This is a genomic window from Streptomyces altiplanensis, assembly GCF_053591575.1.
Genome location: NZ_JBSFUB010000024.1, coordinates 18378 through 42688 on the forward strand (window position 1 = coordinate 18378; position 24311 = coordinate 42688).

20 protein-coding genes and 4 pseudogenes are annotated in these 24311 nt (G+C 70.0%); 10 read left to right on the forward strand and 14 right to left on the reverse strand.

All coding sequences use genetic code 11. The features are described from left to right. Positions 1-357: 357 nt before the first annotated feature. Positions 358-1431 carry an alkene reductase gene (locus ACWD0Y_RS13885; protein ID WP_450260571.1) on the reverse strand — a complete coding sequence of 358 codons (1074 nt, stop codon included), beginning with the start codon at positions 1429-1431 and terminating at the stop codon, positions 358-360. A 157-nt stretch (positions 1432-1588) separates the two neighbouring features. Between ACWD0Y_RS13885 and ACWD0Y_RS13890 the strand changes: the two genes are divergently transcribed. Beyond that, a complete protein-coding gene (locus ACWD0Y_RS13890; RefSeq protein ID WP_450260572.1) occupies positions 1589-2026 on the forward strand; it encodes a MerR family transcriptional regulator in 438 nt (145 codons plus the stop codon). A gap of 464 nt (positions 2027-2490) precedes the next feature. On the opposite strand, the pseudogene ACWD0Y_RS13895 reads toward ACWD0Y_RS13890, so the two are convergent. Further along, positions 2491-3036: pseudogene (locus ACWD0Y_RS13895) on the reverse strand (helix-turn-helix domain-containing protein); the annotation flags it as partial. 31 nt (positions 3037-3067) lie between these two features. Here ACWD0Y_RS13895 and ACWD0Y_RS13900 point away from each other — a divergent pair. Beyond that, entirely contained in the window at positions 3068-3463 is a 396-nt protein-coding gene (locus ACWD0Y_RS13900) for a hypothetical protein (RefSeq protein WP_450260573.1), read from the forward strand. A gap of 252 nt (positions 3464-3715) precedes the next feature. On the opposite strand, the gene ACWD0Y_RS13905 is transcribed toward ACWD0Y_RS13900, so the two are convergent. Together ACWD0Y_RS13905 and mihF are read right to left on the reverse strand one after the other, a co-directional pair. Then, the gene (locus tag ACWD0Y_RS13905) at positions 3716-3937 is read right to left on the reverse strand and encodes a hypothetical protein (protein WP_450260574.1); all 222 of its coding nucleotides are present in this window, start codon (positions 3935-3937) and stop codon (positions 3716-3718) included. Positions 3938-4020: 83 nt separating this feature from the next. Beyond that, the gene (gene mihF / locus ACWD0Y_RS13910; protein WP_450260575.1) at positions 4021-4335 is read right to left on the reverse strand and encodes an integration host factor, actinobacterial type; all 315 of its coding nucleotides are present in this window, start codon (positions 4333-4335) and stop codon (positions 4021-4023) included. A 671-nt stretch (positions 4336-5006) separates the two neighbouring features. Here mihF and ACWD0Y_RS13915 point away from each other — a divergent pair. From ACWD0Y_RS13915 to ACWD0Y_RS13940, 6 genes are all read left to right on the forward strand, one after another. Next, entirely contained in the window at positions 5007-5669 is a 663-nt protein-coding gene (locus ACWD0Y_RS13915; RefSeq protein ID WP_450260576.1) for an urease subunit gamma, read from the forward strand. Next, positions 5653-7491: an urease subunit alpha gene (locus ACWD0Y_RS13920; protein ID WP_450260577.1), complete on the forward strand. Its 1839-nt coding sequence runs from the start codon at positions 5653-5655 to the stop codon at positions 7489-7491. The genes ACWD0Y_RS13915 and ACWD0Y_RS13920 overlap by 17 nt, the downstream gene beginning before the upstream one ends. 75 nt (positions 7492-7566) lie before the next feature. After that, positions 7567-8241, forward strand: coding sequence for an urease accessory protein UreF (locus ACWD0Y_RS13925; protein ID WP_450260578.1), 675 nt, complete (start codon positions 7567-7569; stop codon positions 8239-8241). A 30-nt stretch (positions 8242-8271) separates the two neighbouring features. Beyond that, entirely contained in the window at positions 8272-8970 is a 699-nt protein-coding gene (gene ureG, locus ACWD0Y_RS13930) for an urease accessory protein UreG (RefSeq protein ID WP_450260579.1), read from the forward strand. Then, a complete protein-coding gene (locus tag ACWD0Y_RS13935) occupies positions 8967-9875 on the forward strand; it encodes an urease accessory protein UreD (RefSeq protein WP_450260580.1) in 909 nt (302 codons plus the stop codon). The genes ureG and ACWD0Y_RS13935 overlap by 4 nt, the downstream gene beginning before the upstream one ends. 40 nt (positions 9876-9915) lie before the next feature. Then, complete coding sequence (locus tag ACWD0Y_RS13940; protein WP_450260581.1) at positions 9916-10512, forward strand: isochorismatase family protein; 597 nt, start codon at positions 9916-9918, stop codon at positions 10510-10512. A 690-nt stretch (positions 10513-11202) separates the two neighbouring features. On the opposite strand, the gene ACWD0Y_RS13945 is transcribed toward ACWD0Y_RS13940, so the two are convergent. Then, complete coding sequence (locus ACWD0Y_RS13945) at positions 11203-12627, reverse strand: NAD(P)/FAD-dependent oxidoreductase (protein ID WP_450260582.1); 1425 nt, start codon at positions 12625-12627, stop codon at positions 11203-11205. Between the two features lie 167 nt (positions 12628-12794). On the opposite strand from ACWD0Y_RS13945, the gene ACWD0Y_RS13950 reads away from it, so the two are divergent. Further along, positions 12795-13877, forward strand: coding sequence for a carboxylate-amine ligase (locus ACWD0Y_RS13950; RefSeq protein WP_450260583.1), 1083 nt, complete (start codon positions 12795-12797; stop codon positions 13875-13877). Between the two features lie 276 nt (positions 13878-14153). On the opposite strand, the gene ACWD0Y_RS13955 is transcribed toward ACWD0Y_RS13950, so the two are convergent. The 4 genes and pseudogenes from ACWD0Y_RS13955 to ACWD0Y_RS13970 all read right to left on the reverse strand — a co-directional run. Next, positions 14154-14534: an FKBP-type peptidyl-prolyl cis-trans isomerase gene (locus ACWD0Y_RS13955; protein ID WP_030976601.1), complete on the reverse strand. Its 381-nt coding sequence runs from the start codon at positions 14532-14534 to the stop codon at positions 14154-14156. A gap of 672 nt (positions 14535-15206) precedes the next feature. Then, positions 15207-15965, reverse strand: coding sequence for a MerR family transcriptional regulator (locus tag ACWD0Y_RS13960; RefSeq protein WP_450260584.1), 759 nt, complete (start codon positions 15963-15965; stop codon positions 15207-15209). A gap of 1041 nt (positions 15966-17006) precedes the next feature. Then, positions 17007-19625, reverse strand: a complete 2619-nt coding sequence (locus ACWD0Y_RS13965) for a glycoside hydrolase family 9 protein (RefSeq protein ID WP_450260585.1) — start codon at positions 19623-19625, stop codon at positions 17007-17009. Between the two features lie 549 nt (positions 19626-20174). Further along, a pseudogene (locus tag ACWD0Y_RS13970) lies at positions 20175-20704 on the reverse strand (transposase family protein); the annotation flags it as partial. 84 nt (positions 20705-20788) lie between these two features. Here ACWD0Y_RS13970 and ACWD0Y_RS13975 point away from each other — a divergent pair. Then, the gene (locus ACWD0Y_RS13975) at positions 20789-21574 is read left to right on the forward strand and encodes an alpha/beta fold hydrolase (protein WP_450260586.1); all 786 of its coding nucleotides are present in this window, start codon (positions 20789-20791) and stop codon (positions 21572-21574) included. On the opposite strand, the pseudogene ACWD0Y_RS13980 reads toward ACWD0Y_RS13975, so the two are convergent. The 5 genes and pseudogenes from ACWD0Y_RS13980 to ACWD0Y_RS14000 form a co-directional block, all read right to left on the reverse strand. Next, a pseudogene (locus ACWD0Y_RS13980) lies at positions 21474-21728 on the reverse strand (transposase); the annotation flags it as partial. The gene ACWD0Y_RS13975 and the pseudogene ACWD0Y_RS13980 overlap by 101 nt on opposite strands. Next, positions 21729-21906 (reverse strand): annotated as a pseudogene (locus ACWD0Y_RS13985) (transposase); the annotation flags it as partial. It abuts the pseudogene before it with no gap. A 226-nt stretch (positions 21907-22132) separates the two neighbouring features. Then, positions 22133-22891, reverse strand: coding sequence for an SDR family oxidoreductase (locus ACWD0Y_RS13990; RefSeq protein WP_450260587.1), 759 nt, complete (start codon positions 22889-22891; stop codon positions 22133-22135). 393 nt (positions 22892-23284) lie between these two features. Then, complete coding sequence (locus tag ACWD0Y_RS13995; RefSeq protein ID WP_450260588.1) at positions 23285-23575, reverse strand: Atu4866 domain-containing protein; 291 nt, start codon at positions 23573-23575, stop codon at positions 23285-23287. A 355-nt stretch (positions 23576-23930) separates the two neighbouring features. Beyond that, complete coding sequence (locus ACWD0Y_RS14000) at positions 23931-24068, reverse strand: hypothetical protein (protein ID WP_450260589.1); 138 nt, start codon at positions 24066-24068, stop codon at positions 23931-23933. Positions 24069-24311 lie beyond the last annotated feature (243 nt).

Consider the following 24311-nt stretch of genomic DNA (forward strand, 5'->3'; position numbering starts at 1 on the left):
ATGGCGACGATTCCAAGGCTCGGGGCCAAGGCCCGTTCGTCAAGCATCAGCACGCGGGCATCATGCCGTACAGCAACTGACACGGAACCGGGCTGCCAGAGGGCTTCAAGACCATCCCGTAGCCCCTTTGGGCTCATCTCGGCGATTCCCCGGGACGCCTGCGAGTTCGCGGAAACTGGAGGTTCTTCAACGCGGACCCGAGGGCGTGGTGCCCCGATTCCGGGGACGGAGCCGGGAGTTCGTGGTCAACTGGTGAGGTCTGCTTCGTCGGCCTGGTCCGGCAGGGTTCGTACGGAGTGCGCGTAGCGCATCGCGGTTGTCGCGTGGAGCCCGCTTCCGTTACCTGCGGTGAGTCGGTCAGGCCGTGTGCTGGTACGTCGGGTAGGTGATGTACCCGGCGTCGCCGCCCTGGTAGAAGGTGTTCTCGTCGGCGGGCGCGACGGGCAGGCCTGAGCGCAGGCGTTCGACCAGGTCGGGGTTGGCGAGGAAGCCGCGGCCGAAGGCGATCAGGTCGGCGCCCAGGCCCAGCCAGCGGTCGGCCTCTGCCGGCCCGGTCTGCTTCGGGCCGCCGGGCATGGTCGGGTTGACGATGAGGGTGCCCGGCCAGGTCTTGCGCAGTTGGAGGAGTACCTCCTCGCCAGTGGTGGCTGCCAGGTGCACGTAGGCGAGGTCGAGGCGGGCCAGCTCCGTCAGCAGAGCGGTGTTCAGCTCGGCCGCGTCGTCCTCGGTCACACCCCAGATACCGCCGCCGGGCGACAGGCGGATGCCGGTACGGGCGGCGCCCACGGCCTCGACGGTGGCGGCGGCCGCCTCGACGGCGAAACGGATCCGGTTGGTGATCGAGCCGCCGTAGCGGTCGTCGCGCAGGTTGGCGTTGGACGACAGGAACTGGGAGATCAGGTAGCCGTTGGCGCCGTGCAGTTCGACCCCGTCGAAGCCCGCGTCAACAGCGCGGCGGGCGGCGCGTGCGTAGGACCGGACGTGCTCGGGGACCTCGTCGGTCTCCAGGGCCCGCGGCACGGGCATCGGCTGCGGGCCGCTCGGGGTGAACACGCTGCCCTCGCCGGGCACGGCCGACGGGCCGATCGGCTGAAGGCCCGTCGTCTCGTGGTGCGAGACCCGGCCGCCGTGCATGATCTGGGCGAAGATGCGTCCGCCGCCGGCGTGGACCGCGTCGGTCACCTGCCGCCAGGAATCCGTCTGCTCGTCGGTGTGCAGACCCGGCGTGCCCGGGTTGGACTGTCCGACATGGCTGGGCTGGACGCCCTCCGTGACGATCAGTCCGGCCGTGGCGCGCTGCGCGTAATAGGTGGCCATCGAGGGGGTGGCCAGACCGCCGGCCGCGGCCCGGACACGGCTCATGGGGGCCATGACGGTCCGGTTGGGAAGTGTGAGCCCGCCGAGGCGGTAACTGCTGAACAGGGACGGCATGTCGGTTCTCCTCGCGTACCCATGTGCTCCGGCTGCCGAAGCACATGGGTACGCTAAAACCTGACACCAGTGTCAGAGGCAACCGGAAGTACGCCGCGGATCCGTGTGGGGTGCACCACAGGGTCCGCGGTGCTGTGGACCACCGCGGGAGGCAGTCATGCGGATCGGGGAACTCGCGGCACGCGCCGGAGTGAGTGTGCGGTCATTGCGCTACTACGAGCAGCGGGGGCTGCTCACCAGTACCCGCACACCGAGCGGGCAACGGCAGTACACGGAACACGACGTGGACCGCGTCCACTTCATCCAGGGGCTGTACGCGGCCAATCTCTCCAGCAGCACCATCGCCGAACTCATGCCGTGCCGCGACACCCCGAGCCAGCACAACTCCGACGCCACGCTGGAGCGGATGGCCCGCGAACGTGAGCGGATCACCGCGCAGATCGACGATCTCCTGCGGGCCCGGGACACCCTCGACAGGATGGTGGCCACGGCCCGGGCCCACCGCGAGTCCCTGCCGCACCCGGTCCCTGCCGCGGACGAATCGGCGGTGCCCCAGGACTCCACGCCGCTTTCGTCCGTGGCCGCCTCCGTGTGAGCCGACGCGGCGGCGGAGCCTTCGCCCCGACGCGTCCAGGAAACCAGCCCCGGCCTTCGACTTCCCCCAGGATCTGCGCGAGGCGCAACCGGCGCCGCACCAGGCCCGCGCCGAGTACGAGGAGTTCACCAAGACGCTGCCGTGGCCGGCGGATCCGATGCCCAGCGCGCCGAGGTCAAACGGCTGCACGCCCTGCTGCTGGAGCTGAGCGCCACCGTCGCCACCCACCCCTTCTGGGGCACGGCGGACAGGACAAGGCCGTGGAGGCAGGGAAACTCTGCCCGCTGCTGTCCCCATTTCTTTCACACCACGAGGTACGGTCCGCCCTCTGTCTGCGCCGGGCGAGAGCGGTGTACTCGCAGACTGAGCGGCCGGCCCAGGATGGCGGAGCTCTCATCGTGAAATGAACATGCAGAGAAGGTCGAAGGAACCCGTGGTGGGGAATGGGCCGCTTGCCGACTGGGTCACGTGTCACTGGCGCGGCAGCCGAAGGAGCGGCGGTGGGCGGCGGGCGTGGTGTGCACCATGGCGTGGAAGCGTCTGCGCAGGTTGGCGGCCGAGGACAGGCCGACCCTGGTGGCGATCGCCTCCACGGGAAGGTCTGTCCCTTCCAGGAGGGCCTGGGCCGCCATGACACGCTGCTGGAGCAGCCATCTGCCAGGGCCGATGCCGAGTTGGTCGGCGAATCTGCGGGCGAGCGTTCGCGGGGAGATCCTGGCCTGTGCGGCAAGGTCGTCGACGGTGAGCGGCTCGTGCAGCCGCTCAATGGCCCAGTCGAGGAGGGGAGCCAGGGACTCCGGCGGGCGCTCGGCGGGGGCCGCGGCGGCGTACTGCAATTGCCCGCCCTCGCGATGCGGCGGCATGACCATGTGCCGGGCGATCTGCGCGGCGTGGGCGGCGCCGTGGTCAGCCCGAGCCATGTGCAGGCACAGGTCGATGCCCGCGGCGGTGCCGGCGCTGGTGGCGATGGCGCCCAGATCGATGTACAGCGTATCGGGCTCTGCCTGGACGCAGTCCAAGCGGGCCAACCTCTACTTCACGATGGAACTGCAGCGCCGGGCCGAAGCCGCCGAACTGAAGCTGCGCAGCATGGCCGTCGCCCCCCGACTCACCCGCACCGACGTCCTCACCGGCGGTGCCAACAGCGACAGAGGACGGCTGTACTCGACACTCACACGCCTGCTCGTCCGCGTGGCCTTCCGCCCCACGCCGGAAGGGGCAAAGACCTCCCTGTACGCGGCAACTGTGCCGGACCTGCCCGGAGGCAGCTACATCGTTCCCGACGGACCGCTCCAACTGCGGGGTGAACCCACGCGTCGTTCCCAAGAGCGCGCCATCCGCGACACCGCCACAGCCGCCCACCTGTGGCAGCTCTCCGAACGCCTCACCGGCGTCACCTACGACCTGCCCGCCGCCACAGCCACACCCCTGCCGTAAGCATGACGAGGGCGTGGTCGCAACGAGGACAGGCTGAGTCTCCCGCGAGGCGGGAGCACACCGTGGCCGCCCGCCTCAGCGGGATGGACTCCGGCGGCTTCGTCCTGCCAGCCTCCGCTGCCGCGTCCTCGCACCCTGATGGGGCCCGACGGGGTCGTTACACCGCGGAGGGGACATGACGGAGCTGGTGGGGCCCGACGCCATCTCTTCGGCTCTCCGGGTGGCCGGCTCGTCGGTGCCAGGGTGCGGGGGCTAGGATTCCGATCCGGTCCCGGGCCGCTCGCCGAACGCGGAGAACGTCCTCCTCCCCCAGCTCTCCAACGGCGGGGAGCCCGTGCCGGCGAAGTCCAGGACCTGACTCGCCCGTAACTGCGTCTGCTCGGTCGCCTCACGCGAGGCGGCCAGGACGTCCCCGAACTCCTTCACCAGGTCCTGGTAGATCGGCGGATCCTCAACTGTCCCCAAAGTGTTCATGGTTCAGATCCTCTCCCACCCACCCACGATCTGTCAGCAGAAGTTTTCGTCCGTGACCTGGTGACCGCATCGGCCCGGCGCGTTCAGGACGAGGCGGAAAACAGCTCCGCGAGCCGCTCACGCTGGCGGGGCCCGAGTCCCGCGACACGGCGCCCCTCGGGTATCTCCAGTTCCTCCATGAGCTGTCCGGCCCGGACGGCGCCGACGCCCGGAAGGCTCTTCAGCAGCCTCTTCACCGGCGTCCGGGTGGTCACGGTGTCCTCACGGGCCAGCACGTCCTCCAAGGAGACCTTCCCGTCCTTGAGTTCAGCCAGGAGGGCAGAGCGTTCCTTGCGGACCGCGGCCGCCTTCTGCAGAGCCTCAGCTCGCTGGGCCGGGGACAGTTCGGGCAGAGCCATAGGTAGCGCACCTCTCGTGTCATCGCGCACGGACCACCCGTACGCGACCTCTCCCCTACCCCGGTATCGCCTCTCGATCCGCTCCGCAGGAGATCTGCCGGCTCTCGGTGGCCGACCGCCGCGTTGCCGGTGACGGTGGCCGCCGCCTCCCGCGCAGTCCGCATCCATAGGGGCCCGTACCGGTCCGCCAGGCTGTGGCGCTGACCGCCCCGGTGTATCGAGCACCCTGGCCCAAGAGCCGGCCGGCAGGCTCACGTCGTACGTGGAGCCGGTGGGGCCGCAGACCACAACGGTGTCGCAGCCGGCGGTTCTCCCGCCGCAGCGCGGCCGGCTCCTGTCGTTCGCTGCTGGTCAGCTCGTCGCGCTCGCTCGCGCCGGCCTCAGCCTGCTTGGCCCAGTCCCGCACCGCGGTCTCGGTCAGGTGGGAAAAAGCGCCATGGGCGTACTCACGGAAATCGCCGACGCCTTCCCGCCCCGCACACAGATATTGCGCCCCGAATGCGCCCTATGATCCCGGTTCACTCCATCCGGGCCGACCAGGCCATTTCGCTGCCCCTTGGTTCTCCCCTCTCTCAGGATCGGTCTGCGGCAGGTACGACGGGCGGCATCTTCTTTCCGCTTCATGGGGCTTGCCGCGCGGATGAAGCGACGAACAGGAGAGGGGGATCGACGTGCATCTGACTCCGCATGAGCAGGAGCGTCTGTTGATCCACGTGGCGGCCGATGTCGCCCAGCGGCGGCGTGAGCGCGGCCTGCTGCTGAACTATCCCGAGGTCATGGCGCTGTTGACCGCGCATGTCTATGAGGAGGCGCGGGCCGGGGCGACGGTCGACGCGGTGATGGAGTCCGGGCGCCATGTGCTGCAGCGCGGCGAGGTCATGGACGGCGTGCCGGAGATGATCGACAACGTCCAGGTCGAGGCGACGTTCCCGGACGGCACGAAGCTGGTGACCATCAGCGATCCGTTCGACGAGGCGTCCACCAAGGTGGACGTCCACCCCGGCAAGCCGGAACTGCTGCCGGACGAGGACGAATACCGGGTGGCCTTCAACGAAGGCGCGACGCCTGTGTCGCTGGTTGTGCGCAACCCCAAGGACCGTCCGATCCAGGTGGGATCCCACTTCCACTTCGCCGAGGCCAACGAGGGGCTCAAGTTCCGCCGTGAGGCGGCCCACGGCATGCGGCTGCACATCCCATCCGGTACCTCCGAACGGTTCGAGCCCGGCGACAAGCGCACCGTGATGCTGGTGCCGATCGCCGGCGAGCGGATCGTCCATGGGCTCCAGGCCGACAAGAGCGAAGAGGAGAAGCACCTCGATGCCGGACAAGACTAAGAAGGACAAGCCGTGGGACCCGCTGCTGCGTTCCCGCTACGCCGACCTGTACGGGCCGACCACCGGTGACCGGGTCCGGCTCGCCGACACCAATCTCGTCCTGCGCATCGACGCGGACTGGTGCGGTGGCCCGGGGCGCAGCGGGGACGAGATGGTCTTCGGCGGCGGCAAGGTGATCCGTGAGTCGATGGGCCAGTCGCACATCCCCCGCGACGACCCCCGCGAACCGGTGGACACCGTGATCACCGGTGCGCTGATCCTGGACCACTGGGGGGTGGTCAAGGCTGACGTCGGGCTGCGCGACGGCCGCATCCGGGCCATCGGCAAGGCGCACAACCCGGAGACCATGACGCCCCGCCCCAACGACGACCCGCGCGCCTCGGACTTCGTCGTGGGTCCCGAGACGGAGGTGATCTCCGGCAAGGGCCGCATTCTGACCGCGGGCGGCGTCGACACCCACGTGCACTTCCTGTGCCCGGAGCAGATCCACGAGGCGGTGGCCTCGGGGGTGACCACACTGATCGGCGGCGGCACCGGCCCGGCCGAGGGCAGCACGGCCACCACTGTCACGCCCGGCAAGTGGCACATCCAGCGGACCTTCGAGGCGCTGGACGCCTTTCCGGTGAACATCGGCCTGCTCGCCAAGGGCAGCACCGTCTCGAAGAAGGCGCTGCACGACCAGGTCACGGCAGGTGCCCTCGGCTTCAAGATCCACGAGGACTGGGGTGCCACCCCGGCGGTGATCGACGCCGCGCTGACCGTGTGCGAGGAGACCGGTGTCCAGGTCGCGCTGCACGCCGACTCGCTGAACGAGTCCGGCTTCGTCCAGAGCACCTTCGCCGCGACCAAGAAGGACCGCAAGGCCAAGAAGGCCAAGTACCGCAGCCTGCACATCTTCCACATCGAGGGCGCCGGCGGCGGTCACGCCCCCGACATGATCAGCCTCGCCGGCAAACCCAACGTGCTGCCCGCGTCGACGAACCCGACCCGGCCCTTCACGATCAACACTGTCAAGGAGCACGTCGACATGATGATCGTGTGCCATCACCTCAATCCGGAGGTCGACGCGGACATGGCGTTCGCCGACTCCCGGATCCGGCCCTCCACCATGGCCGCCGAGGACCTGCTGCACGACATGGGCGCCATCTCGATGATGTCCTCCGACGCCCAGGCCATGGGCCGCATCGGCGAGATGATCATGCGGACCTGGCAGACGGCGCACGTCATGAAGTCCCGTTACGGCCACCTGCGCGAGGATGACGCGCACGCGGACAACTTCCGAGCCCGCCGCTACGTCGCCAAGTACACGATCAACCCGGCCATCACCCACGGCATCGACCACGAGGTCGGCTCAGTCGAGACCGGGAAACTCGCCGACCTGGTGCTGTGGGAACCGAAGTTCTTCGGCGTCAAGCCGCACATGGTCATCAAGGGCGGTCAGATCTCCTACGCCCAGATCGGCGACGCCAACGCCTCCATCCCCACTCCGCAGCCCTACCTCCCGCGTCCCGTCTGGGGCTTCCAGGGCCGCGCCCCGGCGGCGAACTCCTTCAACTTCGTGGCCGAGGCCGCCCTCGACGGCGAGCTCTCCCGGACCGGGCTGCTCAAGCCCCTGCGCGCGATCCGGTCCACCCGGGAGGTCACCAAGGCCGACATGGTCCACAACAACGGTGTCCCGAAGATCGACATCGACCCCGACACCTTCGACGTCACCATCGGCGGCGCCACCACCTCCGACGTCCGCACCACGGTCGACGGACAGGAAGTCGGACGCAACTACGCCACCGAACTGCCGCTGGCGCAGCGGTACTTCCTGTTCTGACCATCCCGGCCGGGTCGTGGCGCGCCCGCGCGGCCGATTCCGGCACCTCCTCGCGAAAGGCGGTCCCGCCACCCCATGAGCCGCACTGCCCTGCTCGTCCTGGCCGACGGCCGCTTCCCCGCCGGCGGGCACGCCCATTCCGGCGGGATGGAGGCCGCCGTCGCCTCCGGCCGGGTCCATGACACCGCGAGCCTGGAGGCGTTCTGCCGGGGGCGGCTGCACACCGCCGGGCTGGTGGCGGCCGGCCTCGCCGCAGCGGCCGCCGGAGGGTACGACGCCCTCGCCCTGGACGAGGCCGCCGACACCCGCACCCCGGTGCCGGCGTTGCGCCGCGTCGCACGCCGCCTGGGCCGGCAGCTGATGCGCGCGGCCCGGACCACCTGGCCCAGCGCCGACCTCGACCACCTCGCCCGCCACCGGCCCCAGGGCGCCCACCAGCCGGTCGTGCTCGGCGTCACCGCCCGCGCCGCCGGACTCACTGCGCTCGACGCCGCCCAGGCCGCCGCCTACGAGAGCGTCGGCGGTCCGGCGACCGCAGCGGTACGTCTGCTGAGCCTGGACCCGTTCGACGCGACCGCCGTCCTGGCGCGGCTCGCCGACGAACTCGACACCGTCGCCGGCACCGCGGCCGACGCGGCGCGGCGCGCCACTGCCGAGGGTGTCGGCGTCCTGCCCGCCGCCTCCGCGCCCCTGCTGGACATCACCGGTGAACAGCACGCCGCCTGGACCGTCCGGCTCTTCGCCTCCTGACCAGCCCTGACCGACGCCTGGAGCATCCCTGTGCATCTCGACCACCCCGTGACCACGCCGCACCCTCACACCCACAGCGCCGAACCGCAGCGTCCGGACGGCAGCCGCCGCGCCCTGCGCATCGGCTTCGGCGGGCCCGTCGGCTCGGGCAAGACCGCGACCGTGGCCGCCCTGTGCCGCACCCTGCGCGACCGGCTCTCCATCGCCGTGGTCACCAACGACATCTACACCCAGGAGGACGCCGCTTTCCTCCGCCGCGAGGCCGTCCTGCCACCCGAGCGGATCACCGCCGTGGAGACCGGAGCGTGCCCGCACACCGCCATCCGCGACGACATCTCCGCCAACCTCGAAGCGGTCGAGCACCTCGAACAGAGCCTGCACCCGCTCGACCTGATCCTCATCGAGTCCGGCGGAGACAACCTCACCGCCACCTTCTCCCGCGGACTCGTCGACACCCAGGTCTTCGTCATCGACGTGGCCAGCGGCGACGACATCCCCCGCAAGGGCGGCCCCGGCATCACCACCGCCGACCTCCTCGTCGTCAACAAGACCGACCTCGCCCCCTACGTCGGCGTCGACCTGGACACCATGAGGGCCGACACCCGCAAGCAGCGCAAGGACCTGCCGTACGCCTTCACCAGCCTCACCACACCCGACGGCGTCCAACCGGTCGCCGACTGGGTCACCGGCTGCCTCGCCGCCTGGCGTGCCGTCGGATCCGCCCGGTGAACGGCACCACCGCGCAGACGCCGCCCGTGGTCCCGGCGCCGGCCGACGAACCCCTCCGAGCCGACGGTGGACCACACGGCCGGCGCTTTGCCGACCCCGCCCCGGCGCACCCGTCCGGAGTCGTCGCCACCGCCCGGATCCGGGCCACCCACAACGGCCGCGCCACAACGGTCCCGCTCCTGCACAACGACGGCCCCTTCCACCTGCGCCGGCTACGGGCCCGCGGAGAACAGGCGCGCGTCTGCGTACTCGGCGCGATGAGCGCCCCGCTCGGCGGAGACCGGCTCGGCCTCGACATCACCGCCGAGACGCGCGCCCGGCTGGAAGTGACCACCGCGGCCGCCACCATCGCCCTGCGCGGCCCCACCACCGCCCCAGCCACGTACGACGTACGGATCAGGGTGGGCGACCACGCGACCCTGCACTGGCTGCCCGAGCCCCTGATCAGTACCCGGGGCAGCACCCTGCACCAGACGTTCGCCGTAGACCTCGCCCCCACCTCCCACCTGCTCATGCGAGAAGAACAGCTCCTGGGCCGCTCGGGCGAACCGCCGGGCCACCTCACCACCCGCCTGACCGTCCGTCGCGGCGGACGACCGCTCCTCGACCAGCACACCGCCTACGGCGGCCCGGCACCGGCATGGGACGGCCCCGCCGTCCTCGGAACCCACCGCGCCACCGGGCAACTCCTCCTGGTCGACCCGGGCCTGGACACGCCCCCGGAGCCGCACGTCATCGGCGACGACCCGGCAGAGGGACACGCGGTACTGACCCCCCTCGCCGACCCCCGGGCCCTCGTCGCCACCGCCGTCGCCCCGACACCGGCCCAACTGCGCCACCTCCTGGACATCGCCCTCGCGTACGTCTATAAGACGGCGAGGCCAGAGACCCAGGGCGAGCAGTAAATCCGTGAACGCCGTGAACGCCGAACCGAAGGACAGGAACATGGAACGAGCACTGATCGTGGTGGACGTGCAGAACGACTTCTGCGAGGGCGGCAGTGTCGCTGTGGCAGGCGGAGCCGAAATCGCCGTGAAAGTGCGCGACCTGGTCGGACGCGCGACGGAGGCCGGATACCGGCACGTCGTGGCAACCCGCGATCACCACATCGACCCCGGGGACCATTTCTCCGACACCCCCGACTTCAAGACCTCCTGGCCGGTGCACTGCGTGGCCGGCACGCAAGGCTCCGACTTCCACCCGGACTTCCTCCCCGCCGTACACGCCGGAGCCGTCGACGCCGTCTTCTACAAGGGGGCCTACGAGGCCGCCTACAGCGGCTTCGAAGGCGCCGACGAAGACGGGACGACGATGACCACGTGGCTGCGCGAGCACGGCGTCACCGCCGTGGACGTCGTCGGTATCGCCACCGATCACTGTGTGAAGGCCACCGCCCTGGACGCCGCCGCAGCGGGATTCACCACGCGAGTCCTGCTGGACCTGAGCGCCGGTGTGAACCACGACACGATCCGGCAGGCCCGCGACGAACTCCGGCAGGCGGGCGTGGAACTGTCCGGCACACCGGTCGTCGCGGAGGTCTAGAAGCCTCCTCCCAACGCCCGGCCGGGGGAAACACCCACCTGCTCCCGAGCAAAACGCAGCGGTCCCGGATCCACCGGACCGGATTCGGGACCGCTGGAAGACCAAGCCGCCGTCCCGCCCCGAGCGGCGGGTTCTTGTCGAGCCAGTCGCGGATTTCCTGTTCGAATGCGTCTTGCGTCTCGACGCCGAACAGGACGCAGCGGGCCTTGCAGGTGCGCTGTGGGCCGTGAGGGTGTTCTCGGCGTTGCCGCGCACCGAATGGGGCGCCGTGTGCCCATGGAACCTGTAGCTCCAGGTTGACTGGACCTGGACCTGGACCTGGGTGATCGCTTCACCGAGGGGCACACGGCGCTGACCTCCGCCGCAGCACGGACGCAGGGGCCGGGAATCTCGTCAGCCTGAACAGCCGGGGCGAGAATTCCCGCCAGTGCATCGGCAGACGCCACAGCGATAGCGATCCGACGCGTGGTCACTCCGGTTCGTGCAATCGCGCTCAACGCGCGAGAACTGCTGTCACCGTCAGCCGAAGGCCTGGGTGAACCGGCAGGCGATGCGATGGCTGACCGCCCCGGGGCCCGCGGTGTGCACCAGGGTGGTCAGTTCTTCCCGGCCACCGTGAGGGTGACCCGGTCGGCGGCGGCGTGCCCATGGGCAACGCCTGCGCCGGCTGTCCAGCTCCAGTGGTCCGTCTCAAGCGTTTTCGGTCGCATGGCGGAGGCGGGGGTGTGGGTGCAGGCGGAGGTAAAGGCCGGCGGCGGCTTGTGCGCGGGTGGTGGGCAGGGGCAGCAGGTCGCTTGTTCCGTGGCCTGCGAGTCCTTGCGGAAGCCGGCCGTTGACGGGCTGGCGCACGGTGCTCAGGAAGGTGTCGACGGCGTCGTCGGTCTGGGTGTCGTGGAGGTCTTCGGCGCCGGTGATGATGTTGAGGAAGCTTTCGTGCAGGCGTAGGGGTTCTTGGTCGCGGCGGCTGAGCTGCTGTGCGGTGCGGAAGTAGTGGTCGCGGCCGTCGTGGATGCGGTAGAAGGCGCTGACCAGGATGAGGAGCCGTTCGTAGGCGTGCTGGTAGGCGCTCTGGTAGAAGGCGCGGGCGGCGTCTTCATCGACGTCGCCGCTGAGCATGCTGCTGATGGAGGCGGCGGCGAGCAGGCCGCTGTACATGGCCAGGTGCACGCCGGTGGACAGCAGGGGGTCCAGGAAGCAGGCGGCGTCCCCGGCGAGGAACCAGCCCGGTCCGGTGAAGGCTTCGCTGACGTAGGAGTAGTCGCTCTCGGTCTTCAGCGGCGCGGCCTGGCGGGCACCGGTGAGCATGCCGGCCAGCAGGGGGCAGCGGGCGATGGCCTCGTCGTAGACGGTCTGGAGTGAGCCGCCGGCCGCCTGCCTGGCGCGGGCGAAGGAGCGTTTGTCGGTGACCAGGCCGACGCTGAGGGTGCCGTCGTGCAGGGGGATGGCCCACAGCCATCCGTGGTCCGGCAGGGAGAACACCCCGATGGCGCCGCTGGGGGCGGCGGTGAGAGGTGCGGCGCCGCGCCAGTAGCTCCAGGTGGCCACGTTACGGAAGACGTCGTGGACGCGCCTGGTGCGCAGCTGCCGGGCGGCGAGGAGGCCCGCGCGGCCGGAGGCGTCGACGAGGTGGCCGAAGCGGATGCGCCCTTCGGTTCCGTCCTGGCCGGTCCAGGTCGCTTCCACGGCCCGCCGGTCCTGGCCGCTTTCGCTGCCCTCCTCGAACGTGACCCGTCCCGCGCGGACCTCTTCTCGCACGTCGGCACCCTGTGTGCGGGCGTGCTCCAGCAGCAGCTGGTCGAACTGGGAACGGATGACCTGGAAGCTGTAGGCCGACGGTCTGCCCGGTTCGTCGAAGCCCAGCGACCACTCCTGGCCGCCCCAGCCGTAGAACGCGCCGGTCTTGCGGACAAAACCGTGCGCCTCGACCACCTCGCGCGTGCCCAGTACGTCCAGAACGGGCAGCAGGGACGGCAGCAGCGACTCTCCGATGTGGTAGCGCGGGAACCGTTCCCGTTCCAGCACGCGCACTTGGTGGCCCTGGCGGGCCAGGAGGGCCGCCGCGGTCGCGCCCGCCGGGCCGCCTCCGACCACCAGGACGTCGGTCTCTTCGTGCATGCCGTGCTCCTCATCCGTCGACGAACACCGTTTCCACACAACAGCCCAGCACTTTCTGAGACAGTGTCATCACTATGAGCAGTGAACCTCACAGCGGGTCAGCCCCGACAGACGCCCTCGCGCCAGCCCGCACCCTCGGAACAGGCCATGCTCAGGCCCCGCTCACCGTGGGCGTCGAGGAAGAACTCCTCCTGATCGATCCGGCCACGCACGCCCTCAGTCCCCGGGGATCCCAGCTGGTGGGCGAGGCCGCCGGCGAACTCGGTGACCGGGCAGGCACCGAGCTGACCCGCTACCAGGTCGAACTGCGCACCGATCCGCACACTTGCCTGAAGGAAGCCGCCGACCAGATCCGTTCCACCCGAACGGCGGCCGCCCGCGCCGCCGCCCGCCTCGGCCTGCGCATCGCCTCCACCGGCACCCCCGTACTCGGCCAGGCGGCCCCTGTCCCGATCACGCCAGGCGCCCGCTACGCACGAAGCGCCGCCCACTTCCGCGCTCTGGACGACGAGCAGACCGCGTGCGCCTGCCACATCCACGTCGGCCTGCCCGACCCCCGCGACGCCGTGCACGTCAGCAACCACCTGCGGCCCTGGCTGCCCGCTCTGACCGCCTTGAGCGCGAACTCCCCGTTCCGGGACGGCCGGGACACCGGATACGCGAGCTGGCGCACCACCACCTGGGGGCGCTGGCCCGTCGCCGGCCCGCCCCCCTACTTCGAATCACCTGCCCACTTCAACGGCCTCGTCGAAACCCTCCTGGAGGCAGAGGCACTCATCGACCGCGGCGGCCTGTACTGGGACATCCGTCCCTCCCACCACCTGCCCACCATCGAAGTCCGCGTCGCCGACGCCGCCCTGACCCCCGACGACACCCTCGTGCTCGCCGCCGTCGTCCGCGCCCTGACCGCCACCGCCCTCACCGCCGTCCAAGCCGGAGAACCGGCCCCACGGCCGGCACCGGAGATACTGCGTGCGGCCTGCTGGCGCGCGGCACGCGACGGACTGGCCGGCCATGGCATCGACCCGCTCACCGGCCGCCTGGTGGCCCAGACCACGCTGGTCGAACAGCTGCTGCACACCATCGCGCCAGCACTCCGGCAGCACGAAGACCTCGACCTGGTACGCGAGCAGTGGCAGCGCCTGCGCGCCGAAGGAACCGGCGCCGACCGCCAACGCGCCGCCTACCGGCAACGCTCCAGTACGCACGACGTCGTCGACTACGTCATCTCCGCCACCTGCGCCCAGTAAGGCAGCGGCGATGAAAGACCCCGAGCGTCCACGGGCCCGACACCGGGCAAGCCCCAGCCGCTCTGCCCGGTCCGGCGACAGTGGCTTTGTTCCTGCCGACGGGCCGAGCGGAAGAAGGCCGCACACGCCCTGGTCCACAAGCTGCTTGCCCAAGGCCACTTACGCCGCGCGGCCGCCCGGCATCCGGGCTGGGGTCTCAACACCGTACTCCGATACGCGGCCGCCGACAGTGCGGCAGGTGACTGGCCGGCTTCGCACTCCGCCTTCTCCGGGACCTCAGACCGCGACGGAGAGCAGGTCCACCACGAAGACGAGTGTCGAGCCCGCCGGGATCAACGGCGAGGGTGACTGGTTGCCGTAGCCGAGGCGCGGGGGAACGATGATCTCGCGCCGGCCGCCGACCTTCATCCCCCTGACCCCGCGGTCCCAGCCCTTGATGACCTTGCCACCGCCCACGGCGAACTTGAACGTCTGGCCCCGGTCCCAGGAGGTGTCGAATTCCTTTCCGGACTCGAAGGTGACCCCGACGTAGTGAACCTGGACAACCCTGCCCGGCTTCGCCTCGAGCCCGTCCCCGACGACGAGGTCGCGGATGGTCAGCTCGGTGGGAGCGTCACCCTCCGGAAGGTCGATCTCGGGCTTCGTCAGTTCACTCATTGCAGCCTCATTCACTCGCCGCCGGAAGCCCTCATACAGATCAGCCAGGCGCATGGTCACTCTGTGCAGTAGATCATTATGCTGCCGTGAACGCTGATCTCCTGGAGTGCACCAGGCCCAACGGAGCACGATGCTCAGTGTGACTGGGCGTGCTGCGTCATCGGTACGCTGCGCCCGTACTCGATGATGGCGAGGCCCTGCTCCCCTTGTCCGCGGGTATGGCCCCCGGGCGTCCCCCGGTGGCGCGTGGCCCCCTGCGCGGAAGGTCCTTCAGCCTGCGCTGGCAGCGGTCGTGGACTCGGTCCGAGAAGCGCCCGCAGCCTGGGCACGCCGCCCGGGCCGCGCGGTCTCTCGCCACCACCCCGGCCGTGCCGAACGCAGCCGTAACCGCCTCGGCATCCACCGCGTCGATCCCGTCGAACACCAGCGAGTCCCTCGCAATCGAACATCGAGGTGACGCACCGCGATGGCTCCCCGAGATCTGTGCCAGAACCGACTTCCGACAGCGATGGTTCAGCTCCTCGGGAGGCGGTCTTTCGTGAGCGGAGTCGTTGTTCACGAGAGCGGGCAGCGCCCTGCAGAGGTGTCCCCGGGATCGGACATCGCCGGCCTGCCGTGGCACGGCGCAACCGCCATCGCGGGCCGGTCCCGTGGTGGCGGTTGCGCTGTGCCTCAGTTCAGCCTGGTGGTGGCGTAGGCCTCGATGGCGTCGCGCTGGTACGCGGCCAGCCCCGGGGCGATCGCCTCGTAGGCGGTGCGCCAGGCGTCGTTGTCCACGCAGGAGCGTCCGATGGCCCGGTACTCCTCGGCCGGGACGGCACGCAGCTGGGCCAGCGCCCGGTACTGGGCATCGATCTCGGCCTGCACCGGATCGGCGTCCGCCGGGTGGCCCGCGGCCATGAGTTCGGCCAGCCGGATCATCTGCGCGGTGCGTTCACGGTGCCCGGCGTCGGCGTCGGCCTGGCTCATCGTGGCAGCGCGCCGTCCGACCTCCTCGGCGAGTTCGGGGAAGTCGGACATGTTCTCCTCGTAGTGGGAGGGCTGGACGCCCTCGAAGAGGTTCTCCGGTCGGTTGACGGTCATGGGGATGCCGTCCTTCCTGGACTGCTCCAGTTCGGCGATCGTGCGGGAGACGGTGCCGGCCAGGGCATCGAGCCGGTCGCGCTCCGCAAGCAGCCGTCGGTGGTGGCCCCGCAGGGCATCCACCTCGTCGACCTGCTCGGACAGGATCCGGCCGATCTCCGGCAGTCCGACGCCCAGCGCCCGTAGTACGAGGATCTGCTGCAACAGCAGAAGCTGGTGCTCCTCGTAGTAGCGGTGTCCGTTGGCGCCGATCCGGGCCGGCGGCAGCAGGCCGGTCTCGTCGTAGTGGCGCAGTGTCCGGGCGGTCACGCCCGACATCCGGGCCACCTCTGAGATCGGCCAGTCCATCACGACTCCTGCACGTGTGTGTCGCCGGGCCGGTCTCTCCGGCCCTGGTCACGACCGTAGGAGCTGCCGCAGCGGCAACTTCAACCCCGAGACCCAAGTTTCTCTCCCCGTTCGCTGGCGGGCTCGACGGACGGCAATCCGAAGGGCAGGAGTGACGCAGGCCCGTCGATGCCGGTCCGGAAGGCCGCGCTGGTTCGGATCGGTTGTGCAGGCAGAGGGCTGGGTCTGGCCATCGCGCTGCCTGCGTGCTCGCGGCGGCGCTGGCCGGTGGACGGCACCGCAGGTGTCACCCACCGCGGCGAGCGGGACCTCGCTCGGTATGTGCTGTCCTGATTTTCGGGTTTTGGGCGTTCGTGGCATCCGCCGCCACCTGGGCTGCAGTCCGGGGCCGGCCCGCACGAGTCCCCCGACGGGGTCCAACGGTGCTCGGCCGGTCGGCTCGGGCTCGTTGTTCGCCTGGAGCGGCTGGAAGCTTCCGTTCACCCTGTACCTGGCGGTAGCACAACCGGCTGATGCGGCCCTGCCGGACAATCCGGCACTCGCGCCCGCCCCCGCACCTTGCAGCCGCGGGGGCGGGCGCCGCGGTGCTGCGAGCGCTCGTCCGCACACGACTGGTGTTATCGAACTCGTAGCCGGCCTTCTTCCGCTTGCGTCACTCGACAGGCTGGGCGTTTCCGGGCCCTCGTCGGCTGACGGTGCGGCCGGGGCAGCATCCTGAAGACCCCGTGCCCCGGCCCCCCTCCCGGGTGGCTGGACCGTTGGGCGGGGGCGGGTAAGGGACCGGCCGAGGGCGAGGAGGCTGGCGGTGAGCGTTCGGTGTGCTGATCATCGACCAGGACTTGCCTGGCCGGGTCCCCCTCCCAGGATCCGGGCCGTACCCGGGCCAGCTCCTGCCCGTATCCCTCCACACAGCGCAGACGAAGAACCTGCTCGTGAACCTGCTCGTGAGCTGTTCACCGAAGGAACCGGGTCTCTTCCGGACGCGCATGAAGGGCGTCCGGCCTGGGCATGTGCCCGCCGGACGCCCTTCATGAGACGCGCTCAGCGGATCGGCGTCACCCCGCAGGGCAGGCCGTTCAGCCTGAAGACCCTGGGGTCGTTCACCTGGCCGGCCGACTTCCCGTTGAAGCCGAAGCGCACGGTTCCACCGGGAGGCAGGCTCGCGTTCCAGCTCAGCGACTTGGCCACGACCTGAGGGCCGGTCTGGGAAACGGTGACCCCCCATGTGTCGGTCACCCGCTGCGTGTCGGCGAACGACCACGTGAGCTGCCAGGGGCTGAGCGCCCGGGTGCCGGTGTTCTTCAGCACGACCTGGGTGGTGAAGCCACCGTCCCACCGCTGTGAGGTGTACGCGACCTCGCAGGCCGCCGCCCGGTTCTCACCGCCGCCCAGATCGTCGGCGTAACCGGCGATCCAGGCCAGCGGGGCGTTCCAGTTGATGGTGACCTCGTTGGTCGCCCACGATTCGATGTGGTCGATGTAGCACATCGCCGGGGCGCACCCCTTCAGCTTGCTCTGCGCCACCGGGTCCTGGATCGCGTCGTTCGGTCCGCCGGCGAGGGAGCCGGGCGCGGGGTTCGGCAGGGACGGATCGAGCTGGTGGGCCCAGAACCGGTGGTGCTGGTTGCGCGCGTCCCGCTCGCCGTAGCCGGTGACGTACGACGTGTTGAGCGGGTTGCGACCCAGGAGGTAGTCCAGCCCGCGCAGCACGGCGTCCCGGTAGACGGCCTTGCCGGTCAGGTCGTGCGCTGTGCCCAGGACCACCATGTTGTTGGCGACCTGACCGTTCGAGCCCCACACGTAGTGGCCGTCGGAGGGGGCGTACGGAAGGCCGTACGCGGCCTTGCCGGAGTCGGCCGCGTAACCGTCCGCCGCTCGCGTCACCGTGGAGCGCACCGCCTTGAGCTGGTCGGCGGAGAGCCGGTTGGGCACGGTCGCCAGGTCCAGGGCGCCCAGGCCCGCCGTCGATCCCCACGACATACCGCCACGCGGGAAGACGGCTTCGGTGACGCCGTGCAGCGGTGAGCCGAGGACTTCCTGACGGTAGACGTCCTGCCCGGTGGTGATGAACAGCTCCGCCGCCGCCCAGTAGAACTCGTCCCGTACATCGGTGTCGGGGTACGCGCCGCCGCCCGTGCCGTCGTCGGGGTCGGCCAGGATGTCCGGGTGGGCCTTCGCCGCGTTCCAGGCGGTACGGGCGGCCTGGCCGCAGCGGGACGCGAAAGCGGCGTCGTACGGGGCGAAGAGGCGGGCGCACTGGGCGGCTGTGGCCGCCAGGTTGAGGGTGGCCGCGGTGGTCGGCGGATGCAGTTCGCGGGGCTGGGGGTCACGGTCGGGCCGGGTCGGCAGCCCGGTCCATGCCTTGTCGTGGAGCTTGTGGTGCGCCATGCCGGCCAGCGGCTCGCCCGCCGGGACCTGCATGCGCATGAGGAAGTCCATCTCCCAGCGGGCCTCGTCGAGGATGTCGGGGGTGGCGTTGCCGTGCTCCGGCAGCGGAAGTTCGCCGTCGCCCAGCGGTGCGGCGTCGGCGCTCTCCTCGGTCAGGGTCCGTTCGAAGGCGGACATCAACTGGGCTACGGAGATGCCGCCGTTGACGACGTACTTGCCGTGGTCACCGGCGTCGTACCAGCCGCCGGCCGCGTCGAGGCGGTAGTCGCACACGCCGGGCTGGCACGGCACGTCGTTGTCACCCTGGTTGGGGCTCACATTGACGTGGCCGGCCGGGCGGGCATACTCCTCCCCGACAAGGTCCGCGTCGATCTCGATGCCGCTGCGGTTGTGGTAGAAGTACGCGAGCGCGTCGGTGCGCAGCGACGCGTAGAGGTCGTCGCCGATGGCGAACGGCTCGCTCCTGTCCCCCGCGACCGTGACGGTGTAGCCCTGTCCGGCGGTGGTGAATGCGCCGAAGTCGAAGGTGTGGACGTTCTGCCGTGAGGTGGTGTCGATGCCCGCCGGGGTGGTCGTGCCACTGGCCCGCCGGGTCCCGTCGGCGGCGTTGAGCGTCCAGGGAAGTGGCTCGGTTGCCTCGGTGACGTACGTACCGTTCTTCGGGCCGTGGGTCAGGTAGCCGACTTGGTTGACGCGGACAGGGGAACCGGTGTCCGGTTCGTACGGGGGCGGGGCGGTGCCGCCGCGCAGCGAGACCTCGTCGACGCAGAAGGTGAACGCCTTTTCAGTTCCGCCGAGTTGGAAGGCGAGCTGGGCGGCGTCGTGGTCGGCCGCCGCCGTGAAGGTATGGCTGACGCGCTCGGCGCTCTCTCCGACCTGCTGTGTCACGGAGAGCTCCGTGGTCCAGGGGTCGGCCCCCAGCTGCACGTTGGTACGGATGGTGAGTGGCACCGTCGAGGTCGCCGTGTAGCTGAGCGTGTACCCCTCACCGGCGGCGAGAGCGAGCGCGTTCTGTCCGATGATGGCGTCCCACGGGTTCGCTGTGCCTGCCGGGACATCCGCGCACAGACGCCCGTCCACGACCGCGGCGGGACTGTTGTCGGTCCACCACCAGGGGGCGGTGCCTTCGGAGAAGTCGCCGTTGGTGATGAGTTCGGGCGCTTCGTCGGCCGGTTCGACGGCGGGGGCGGGTAAGGCCGCGGCGGGTGAGGTGACCACCGTGCCGACCAGCAGGCCGGCGAGAGCGGCCAGGGCGGCGGCTCCCGGCGCCAAGCGTATGCGGCGCCGAGTCGTACGGGAACGGGGAGGCTGGTGATGCGACACGCCGGGTCCTCCAGCGGGGAGTAGGGGGTGCGCGGGCCTGAGGAATGGGGAGTTGCGCGTGCGGTGGGAGTGATTTTGGGAGCGCTCCCAATGTCCGAGGTCGCGGATGCCGCGTCAAGACGTCGGACGAGGACCGTCGTTTTCGCCTACAGCCACGCGCCGGATCGTGTGCTCCACGTCATGAATGTTTCGGCCCGGGCCATTCCCGACTCACCAGTAACAGGCTACGTTGCGTGCCCAGTTGTCACTTCTGTCCGCAGCCATCGCGCTGATTTCCCCTGGGCGGAACCCCATGTCTGGCTCGATCTCCCTGCACAGCGTTTCCAGGACTGTGATCTCTCGGTCCGGTGTCAGTAGTGGAGTTCTCCTTGCCTTGCTCGGATGCCCTGGTCAGCGAATTGAAGATCGGTTTTGCCGCAGCTGCTGCCGCTGTCATGGGGCGGTATTCATGCAGGTCGCGTACTGAACGCTTCTCATCCTGAGCGCCAGGCGATCTCGATGGCGTGACCGGCGGCGACCGTGCGGCCGATGCGGTGGGTGCTGTATGGCTCCGGCTCCGCGGCAGGCCCGGTCGGCAAGGGCGAGGAGTCGACGGGTCAGGCGAGTTTGGACCACTGCGTGTGCGCGGGCCGCGGTGAGGTCGTGCGTGCGGCCGGGCAGCGCGCGAGAACCACCGGGGTGTTCCGTCCGGGGAGGCCACGACCTGCACGTTCATCCCGTGACGGCGGTGTTTCACCGAGTAGTACGGCTCGTCCGCCGCGATGCGGCCGGTAGCGGTCAAAGTGCCTTCGGGGATGACGAGCCCCTCCGGGGGACTCGCACAGGGCCTCGTTCTTGCGCAGGTGGACCAGGACGAGCAGAGCCTGCCGGAAGCAGCCCGGCTTGCGCCGGCGGGAGCTCAGCTCACACCTTCGGGCGCAGATGAACCAGGAAACGTGCGTGGGCGACCTCGTGCGGGACGTCGAGCACGGCACGATACGGGACCGACAGGGCTCCTGTACCGAGACGTTGACGAGTGGGATCACCAGCCGCAACGACCAGGAGCCCTGTCGCGTCACGGGCCCCGGCCGCCGGCCGTCATCACCCTCGAACCACGGGACGAGAAGCGTTCAGTGAGGCGGGAGCAGGCGTCGCGCGCCGAATGCGATGGCCAGCTCCACGGCGACATGTGTACAAGACCGATGCTCGACAGCCCACGCATCACCGCTCTCATGGCTGAATACGACGTTGAGCCCTCACATGGGATGCATGTGGTCCACGACGGCCCTCGACAGGCGTCGCCGCTGTTGCTCATTCACGGATCGGGCGGACCGGGCGGCTCCTGGAGCGCGATGGTCCCGGCCCTCGCCGATCATCACCACGTCCTCCGGGCCGGTCTCCCGGGCTGCGGCCAATCACCGCCCGCGGTGCCATACGACGTGTCCGTGCAGGCAGGCCGGGTAGCGGCGCTCCTCGACGAACTCGGCCTTCGGCCCGTCACCGTGGCCGGACACTCCAGTGGCGGCTATGTCGCCACCGCGCTTGCCGAACAGCGCCCCGACCTGGTGAGGTCGATCGTTCTGATCAGCAGCGGCCCGAGCCTCGATGCGCTCCTTCCGCAGCCGCTCCTCGTTCGGGTGCTGCTGCGACCGCCTCTCGGCCCGCTCCTGTGGCCGAGGCGCTCGGACACGATGATCCGCAAGGGGATCAGGGCGACGGCGGCTCGTCCGGTGGATGTCCCGGACGACGTGGTCACCGAGATACGGGGCACCACGTACCGCACGTTCAGGACGGTGCTGCGTCGGAACACGGAGTACATCACCGAGCGGAGCGTGCAACGAGGAAGTGTTCCGCGTCGCGTTCGTAACGGCGGTGGAGGCGTCGGCAGCCGGCGAGCCAGGCCATGGTGTGTTCGATGATCCATCGGTGACGGCCCAGCAGCGTCGAGGTCTCGATGCCCTTGCGGGCGATGTGGTGGGTGATGCCACGCTCGCGTAGCCATCGCCGCAGGTGGGAACAGTCGTAACCCTTGTCCGCGTGGCGCTTGCCCGGCTTACGCCTCCGGCGTCCGCGGATCGCCGGGTACCTCGTGCCCCGGACATCGGCGAACTCGGCGAACCGCTCGGGGTTCGAGGGCGGCTTCCTCGGCCGCCGCGGTACAGACGGGCTTGAGAAGCTTGGTGTTCTTGTCCCAGTCCTGGCGGGCGGCATAGCAAAAGGAGTTCCGCAGCAGGTGGACCATGCGGGTCTGGACGGAGGATGCCGAGCGGAGCCGGGCACGCAGCCGCGGGCCTGCGTGCCCCAGCCGGGGAACAAGGTGGCGTGCGGTGGCGCGGAGGAAGAGACAGCGGACGAGGTTGGCGCCGCCGGACGTACCCAGAGACGAGGAACGACCGGTCTCCAGTCCGTATGGCCACGTTGTGGGCGACGCTGCCCCGTCCCCACCATGAGCGGTGGGGACGGGGTGAGTGACCGGCTCAGGCGTGGCCGGCGGTGGGGCGGACGATGATCTCGCTGACGTCGACCTCGACAGGCTGGTCGATGGCGAACGCGATGGCCGCGCCGATGGACGAGGCCGGGATGGCGACGCTGCGGTAGGTACGCATCTCCTCGCGGCCCACCGGGTCTGAGATGGACTCCGCCAGTTCGGATTCGGTGACACCCGGGCAGACGGTGGTGACGCGGATGTCGCCTCCGACCTCCTGCCGCAGCCCCTCCGAGATGGCCCATACGGCGTACTTGGTGGCGCAGTAGACGGCCGCGGTCGGGGATACCTGATGGGCGCCGATGGAGGCGACGTTGATGAACTGGCCGTGGCGCTGGGCCTGCATGACCGGCAGTGCGGCCGCGATGCCGTGCAGCACGCCGCGGATGTTCACGTCGATCATGCGGTTCCACTCGTTGAGCCGGAGTGCCTCCAGCTTGGACAGCGGCATCACACCGGCGTTGTTAACCAGGACGTCGACGCGGCCGTGCCTGCTGTGAGCGGCGTCGACGAAGACCCGTACCTGTTCGGCCTCGGTCACGTCCAGCGGGTGGTACTCGGCGCTGCCGCCGATCGCCTGGATGTCCTCGGTGAGTTCTTTGAGCCGTTCGGTGCGGCGGGCACCGAGAACGACATGGTGGCCTCGTTCGGCGAGCAGCCTGGCGGTTGCCTCGCCTATGCCGCTACTGGCGCCGGTGACGAGGACGACCTTCTGGCCGGTAGAACCGGTAGAACCGGTAGAAGTGGCCATGGACGAAAAACTCCTTCATGCATGTTGCAGCAGCCGACGCGGTGCGTCGTTCTCCGAACTGCGTCGGCTGCATGGGGCGGAGGGGCGATGCGTTGTCGCTCGAGGGACTACTCACGGCTGTCGAGCCCGGCCTGCAGGGTTCCGGTGACCATGGGGCCACGGTCGTGTCCTCGTCCGTACCGTCCGGCTCGAACACGGCGTCCCAGGTGACCAGAGCACCGGTGGACTCCGGGTTCTCGTGTATGACGACGAGGGCTTCGCGGTCCTGTACGGGGAGGGCCCACTCACCGGCCTTCCCGTTCGACAGGCTGCTCGACCGCTGTGCTGCCGTCGGGCGGCGGGTGTTCGCGCGTTTGGTGGTGGCGGCTCAGGTCATCTGCAGCTGGATCCTGGTCATGGTCGGGCTCCCCGCCGGACGCGCGGGTCGTCCTCGCGGTAGAGCACGAGGTGCTCGTGGAAGAGAACGCCGTCGCGGACGTCACCGGTGGCGGTGAAGCCGGTGTCGTCGACGTAGTCGAGGTGGCTGCCGGTGACGGTGTGGCGGCCGGTGCAGGCGCTCCGGCGGTTGCCCCGGGCCTCGTCGTAGCGGCCGTTCGGCAGCAGTTCCTGACGGATGCAGCCGTCCTCGGTCACCCACATCCCGACGTACGTGTGTGAATCGCGGGGCGTGTCGTTGCTGGTCATGGCTCTACCCTCGGCTCTGCGGCGGGACGCTACCAGGCCGCCGTTCTCCCAGGTGAGGGCTTCCTGGGTGCCGCGCACCCACCACGCGAGCGGCAGGGTCGTACGGCAGCGGCGCGGCGGACGGACGCGGCCGGCGGCTGGTAACGGCCCGGCGGAGGGCATCGCCTGGTTCGGAGCCCTTCCGGCGCGACGCTCCGCGGATCGGGTACGGAGCTCTCGCCGTCGACGCCCGGCAGCAGTGCCGACTCACGGGGCCCGGTCGGTCGGGAGACCCTGGCGGGGTTCCACGACAAGGGCGGCGGTATAGGCCGGATGACCGCACCCGCCCCTCAAGACTCCGTGCGTACCGGTGGCGTCACGATGGGAGCGTGCGGGGAGGCGCGGAGAGTTCTCCGCCGGTGTCGGCGGTGCTCAGTACGGTGGTGCAGATGTCTTCGACGAGAAACACCGGGGAATCGCCGTCCGGCGGTATGCGCAGGGGAGGCAAGGACATGAATTGTTCTCCTGGCTGCTGGTATGCCGTGCCCGGCCCAGCCGGATGGAAGGGTGGAGTCCGAAGGCCGGCCGGGAGCCCGTCGGCGGGCTGCCCAGGTCATTTCCGGAGCACGTGTGCGTCCCTCGACGGCCACCGGACACGACGCCGGGCCAAGAGTGGACCGGTTCCGCAGGCGGAACAGCGAGCGGCCCCCCGGCGGCGGCCCTGGACGAACGCGCCGGTGACTCGTTCGTAGCGGCG

Excerpts from the sequence above, each read along its gene's own strand:
- ACWD0Y_RS13990 (WP_450260587.1), bottom strand. The coding sequence starts at position 22,891 with ATGGCCACTTCTACCGGTTCTACCGGTTCTACCGGCCAGAAGGTCGTC.
- ACWD0Y_RS13900 (WP_450260573.1), top strand. The coding sequence starts at position 3,068 with ATGGAACTGCAGCGCCGGGCCGAAGCCGCCGAACTGAAGCTGCGCAGC.
- ACWD0Y_RS13995 (WP_450260588.1), bottom strand. The coding sequence starts at position 23,575 with ATGACCAGCAACGACACGCCCCGCGATTCACACACGTACGTCGGGATG.
- ACWD0Y_RS13940 (WP_450260581.1), top strand. The coding sequence starts at position 9,916 with ATGGAACGAGCACTGATCGTGGTGGACGTGCAGAACGACTTCTGCGAG.
- ACWD0Y_RS13885 (WP_450260571.1), bottom strand. The coding sequence starts at position 1,431 with ATGCCGTCCCTGTTCAGCAGTTACCGCCTCGGCGGGCTCACACTTCCC.
- ACWD0Y_RS13945 (WP_450260582.1), bottom strand. The coding sequence starts at position 12,627 with ATGCACGAAGAGACCGACGTCCTGGTGGTCGGAGGCGGCCCGGCGGGC.
- ACWD0Y_RS13955 (WP_030976601.1), bottom strand. The coding sequence starts at position 14,534 with ATGAGTGAACTGACGAAGCCCGAGATCGACCTTCCGGAGGGTGACGCT.
- ACWD0Y_RS13920 (WP_450260577.1), top strand. The coding sequence starts at position 5,653 with ATGCCGGACAAGACTAAGAAGGACAAGCCGTGGGACCCGCTGCTGCGT.
- ACWD0Y_RS13905 (WP_450260574.1), bottom strand. The coding sequence starts at position 3,937 with ATGAACACTTTGGGGACAGTTGAGGATCCGCCGATCTACCAGGACCTG.
- ACWD0Y_RS13960 (WP_450260584.1), bottom strand. The coding sequence starts at position 15,965 with ATGGACTGGCCGATCTCAGAGGTGGCCCGGATGTCGGGCGTGACCGCC.
- mihF (WP_450260575.1), bottom strand. The coding sequence starts at position 4,335 with ATGGCTCTGCCCGAACTGTCCCCGGCCCAGCGAGCTGAGGCTCTGCAG.
- ACWD0Y_RS13925 (WP_450260578.1), top strand. The coding sequence starts at position 7,567 with ATGAGCCGCACTGCCCTGCTCGTCCTGGCCGACGGCCGCTTCCCCGCC.
- ACWD0Y_RS14000 (WP_450260589.1), bottom strand. The coding sequence starts at position 24,068 with ATGTCCTTGCCTCCCCTGCGCATACCGCCGGACGGCGATTCCCCGGTG.
- ACWD0Y_RS13890 (WP_450260572.1), top strand. The coding sequence starts at position 1,589 with ATGCGGATCGGGGAACTCGCGGCACGCGCCGGAGTGAGTGTGCGGTCA.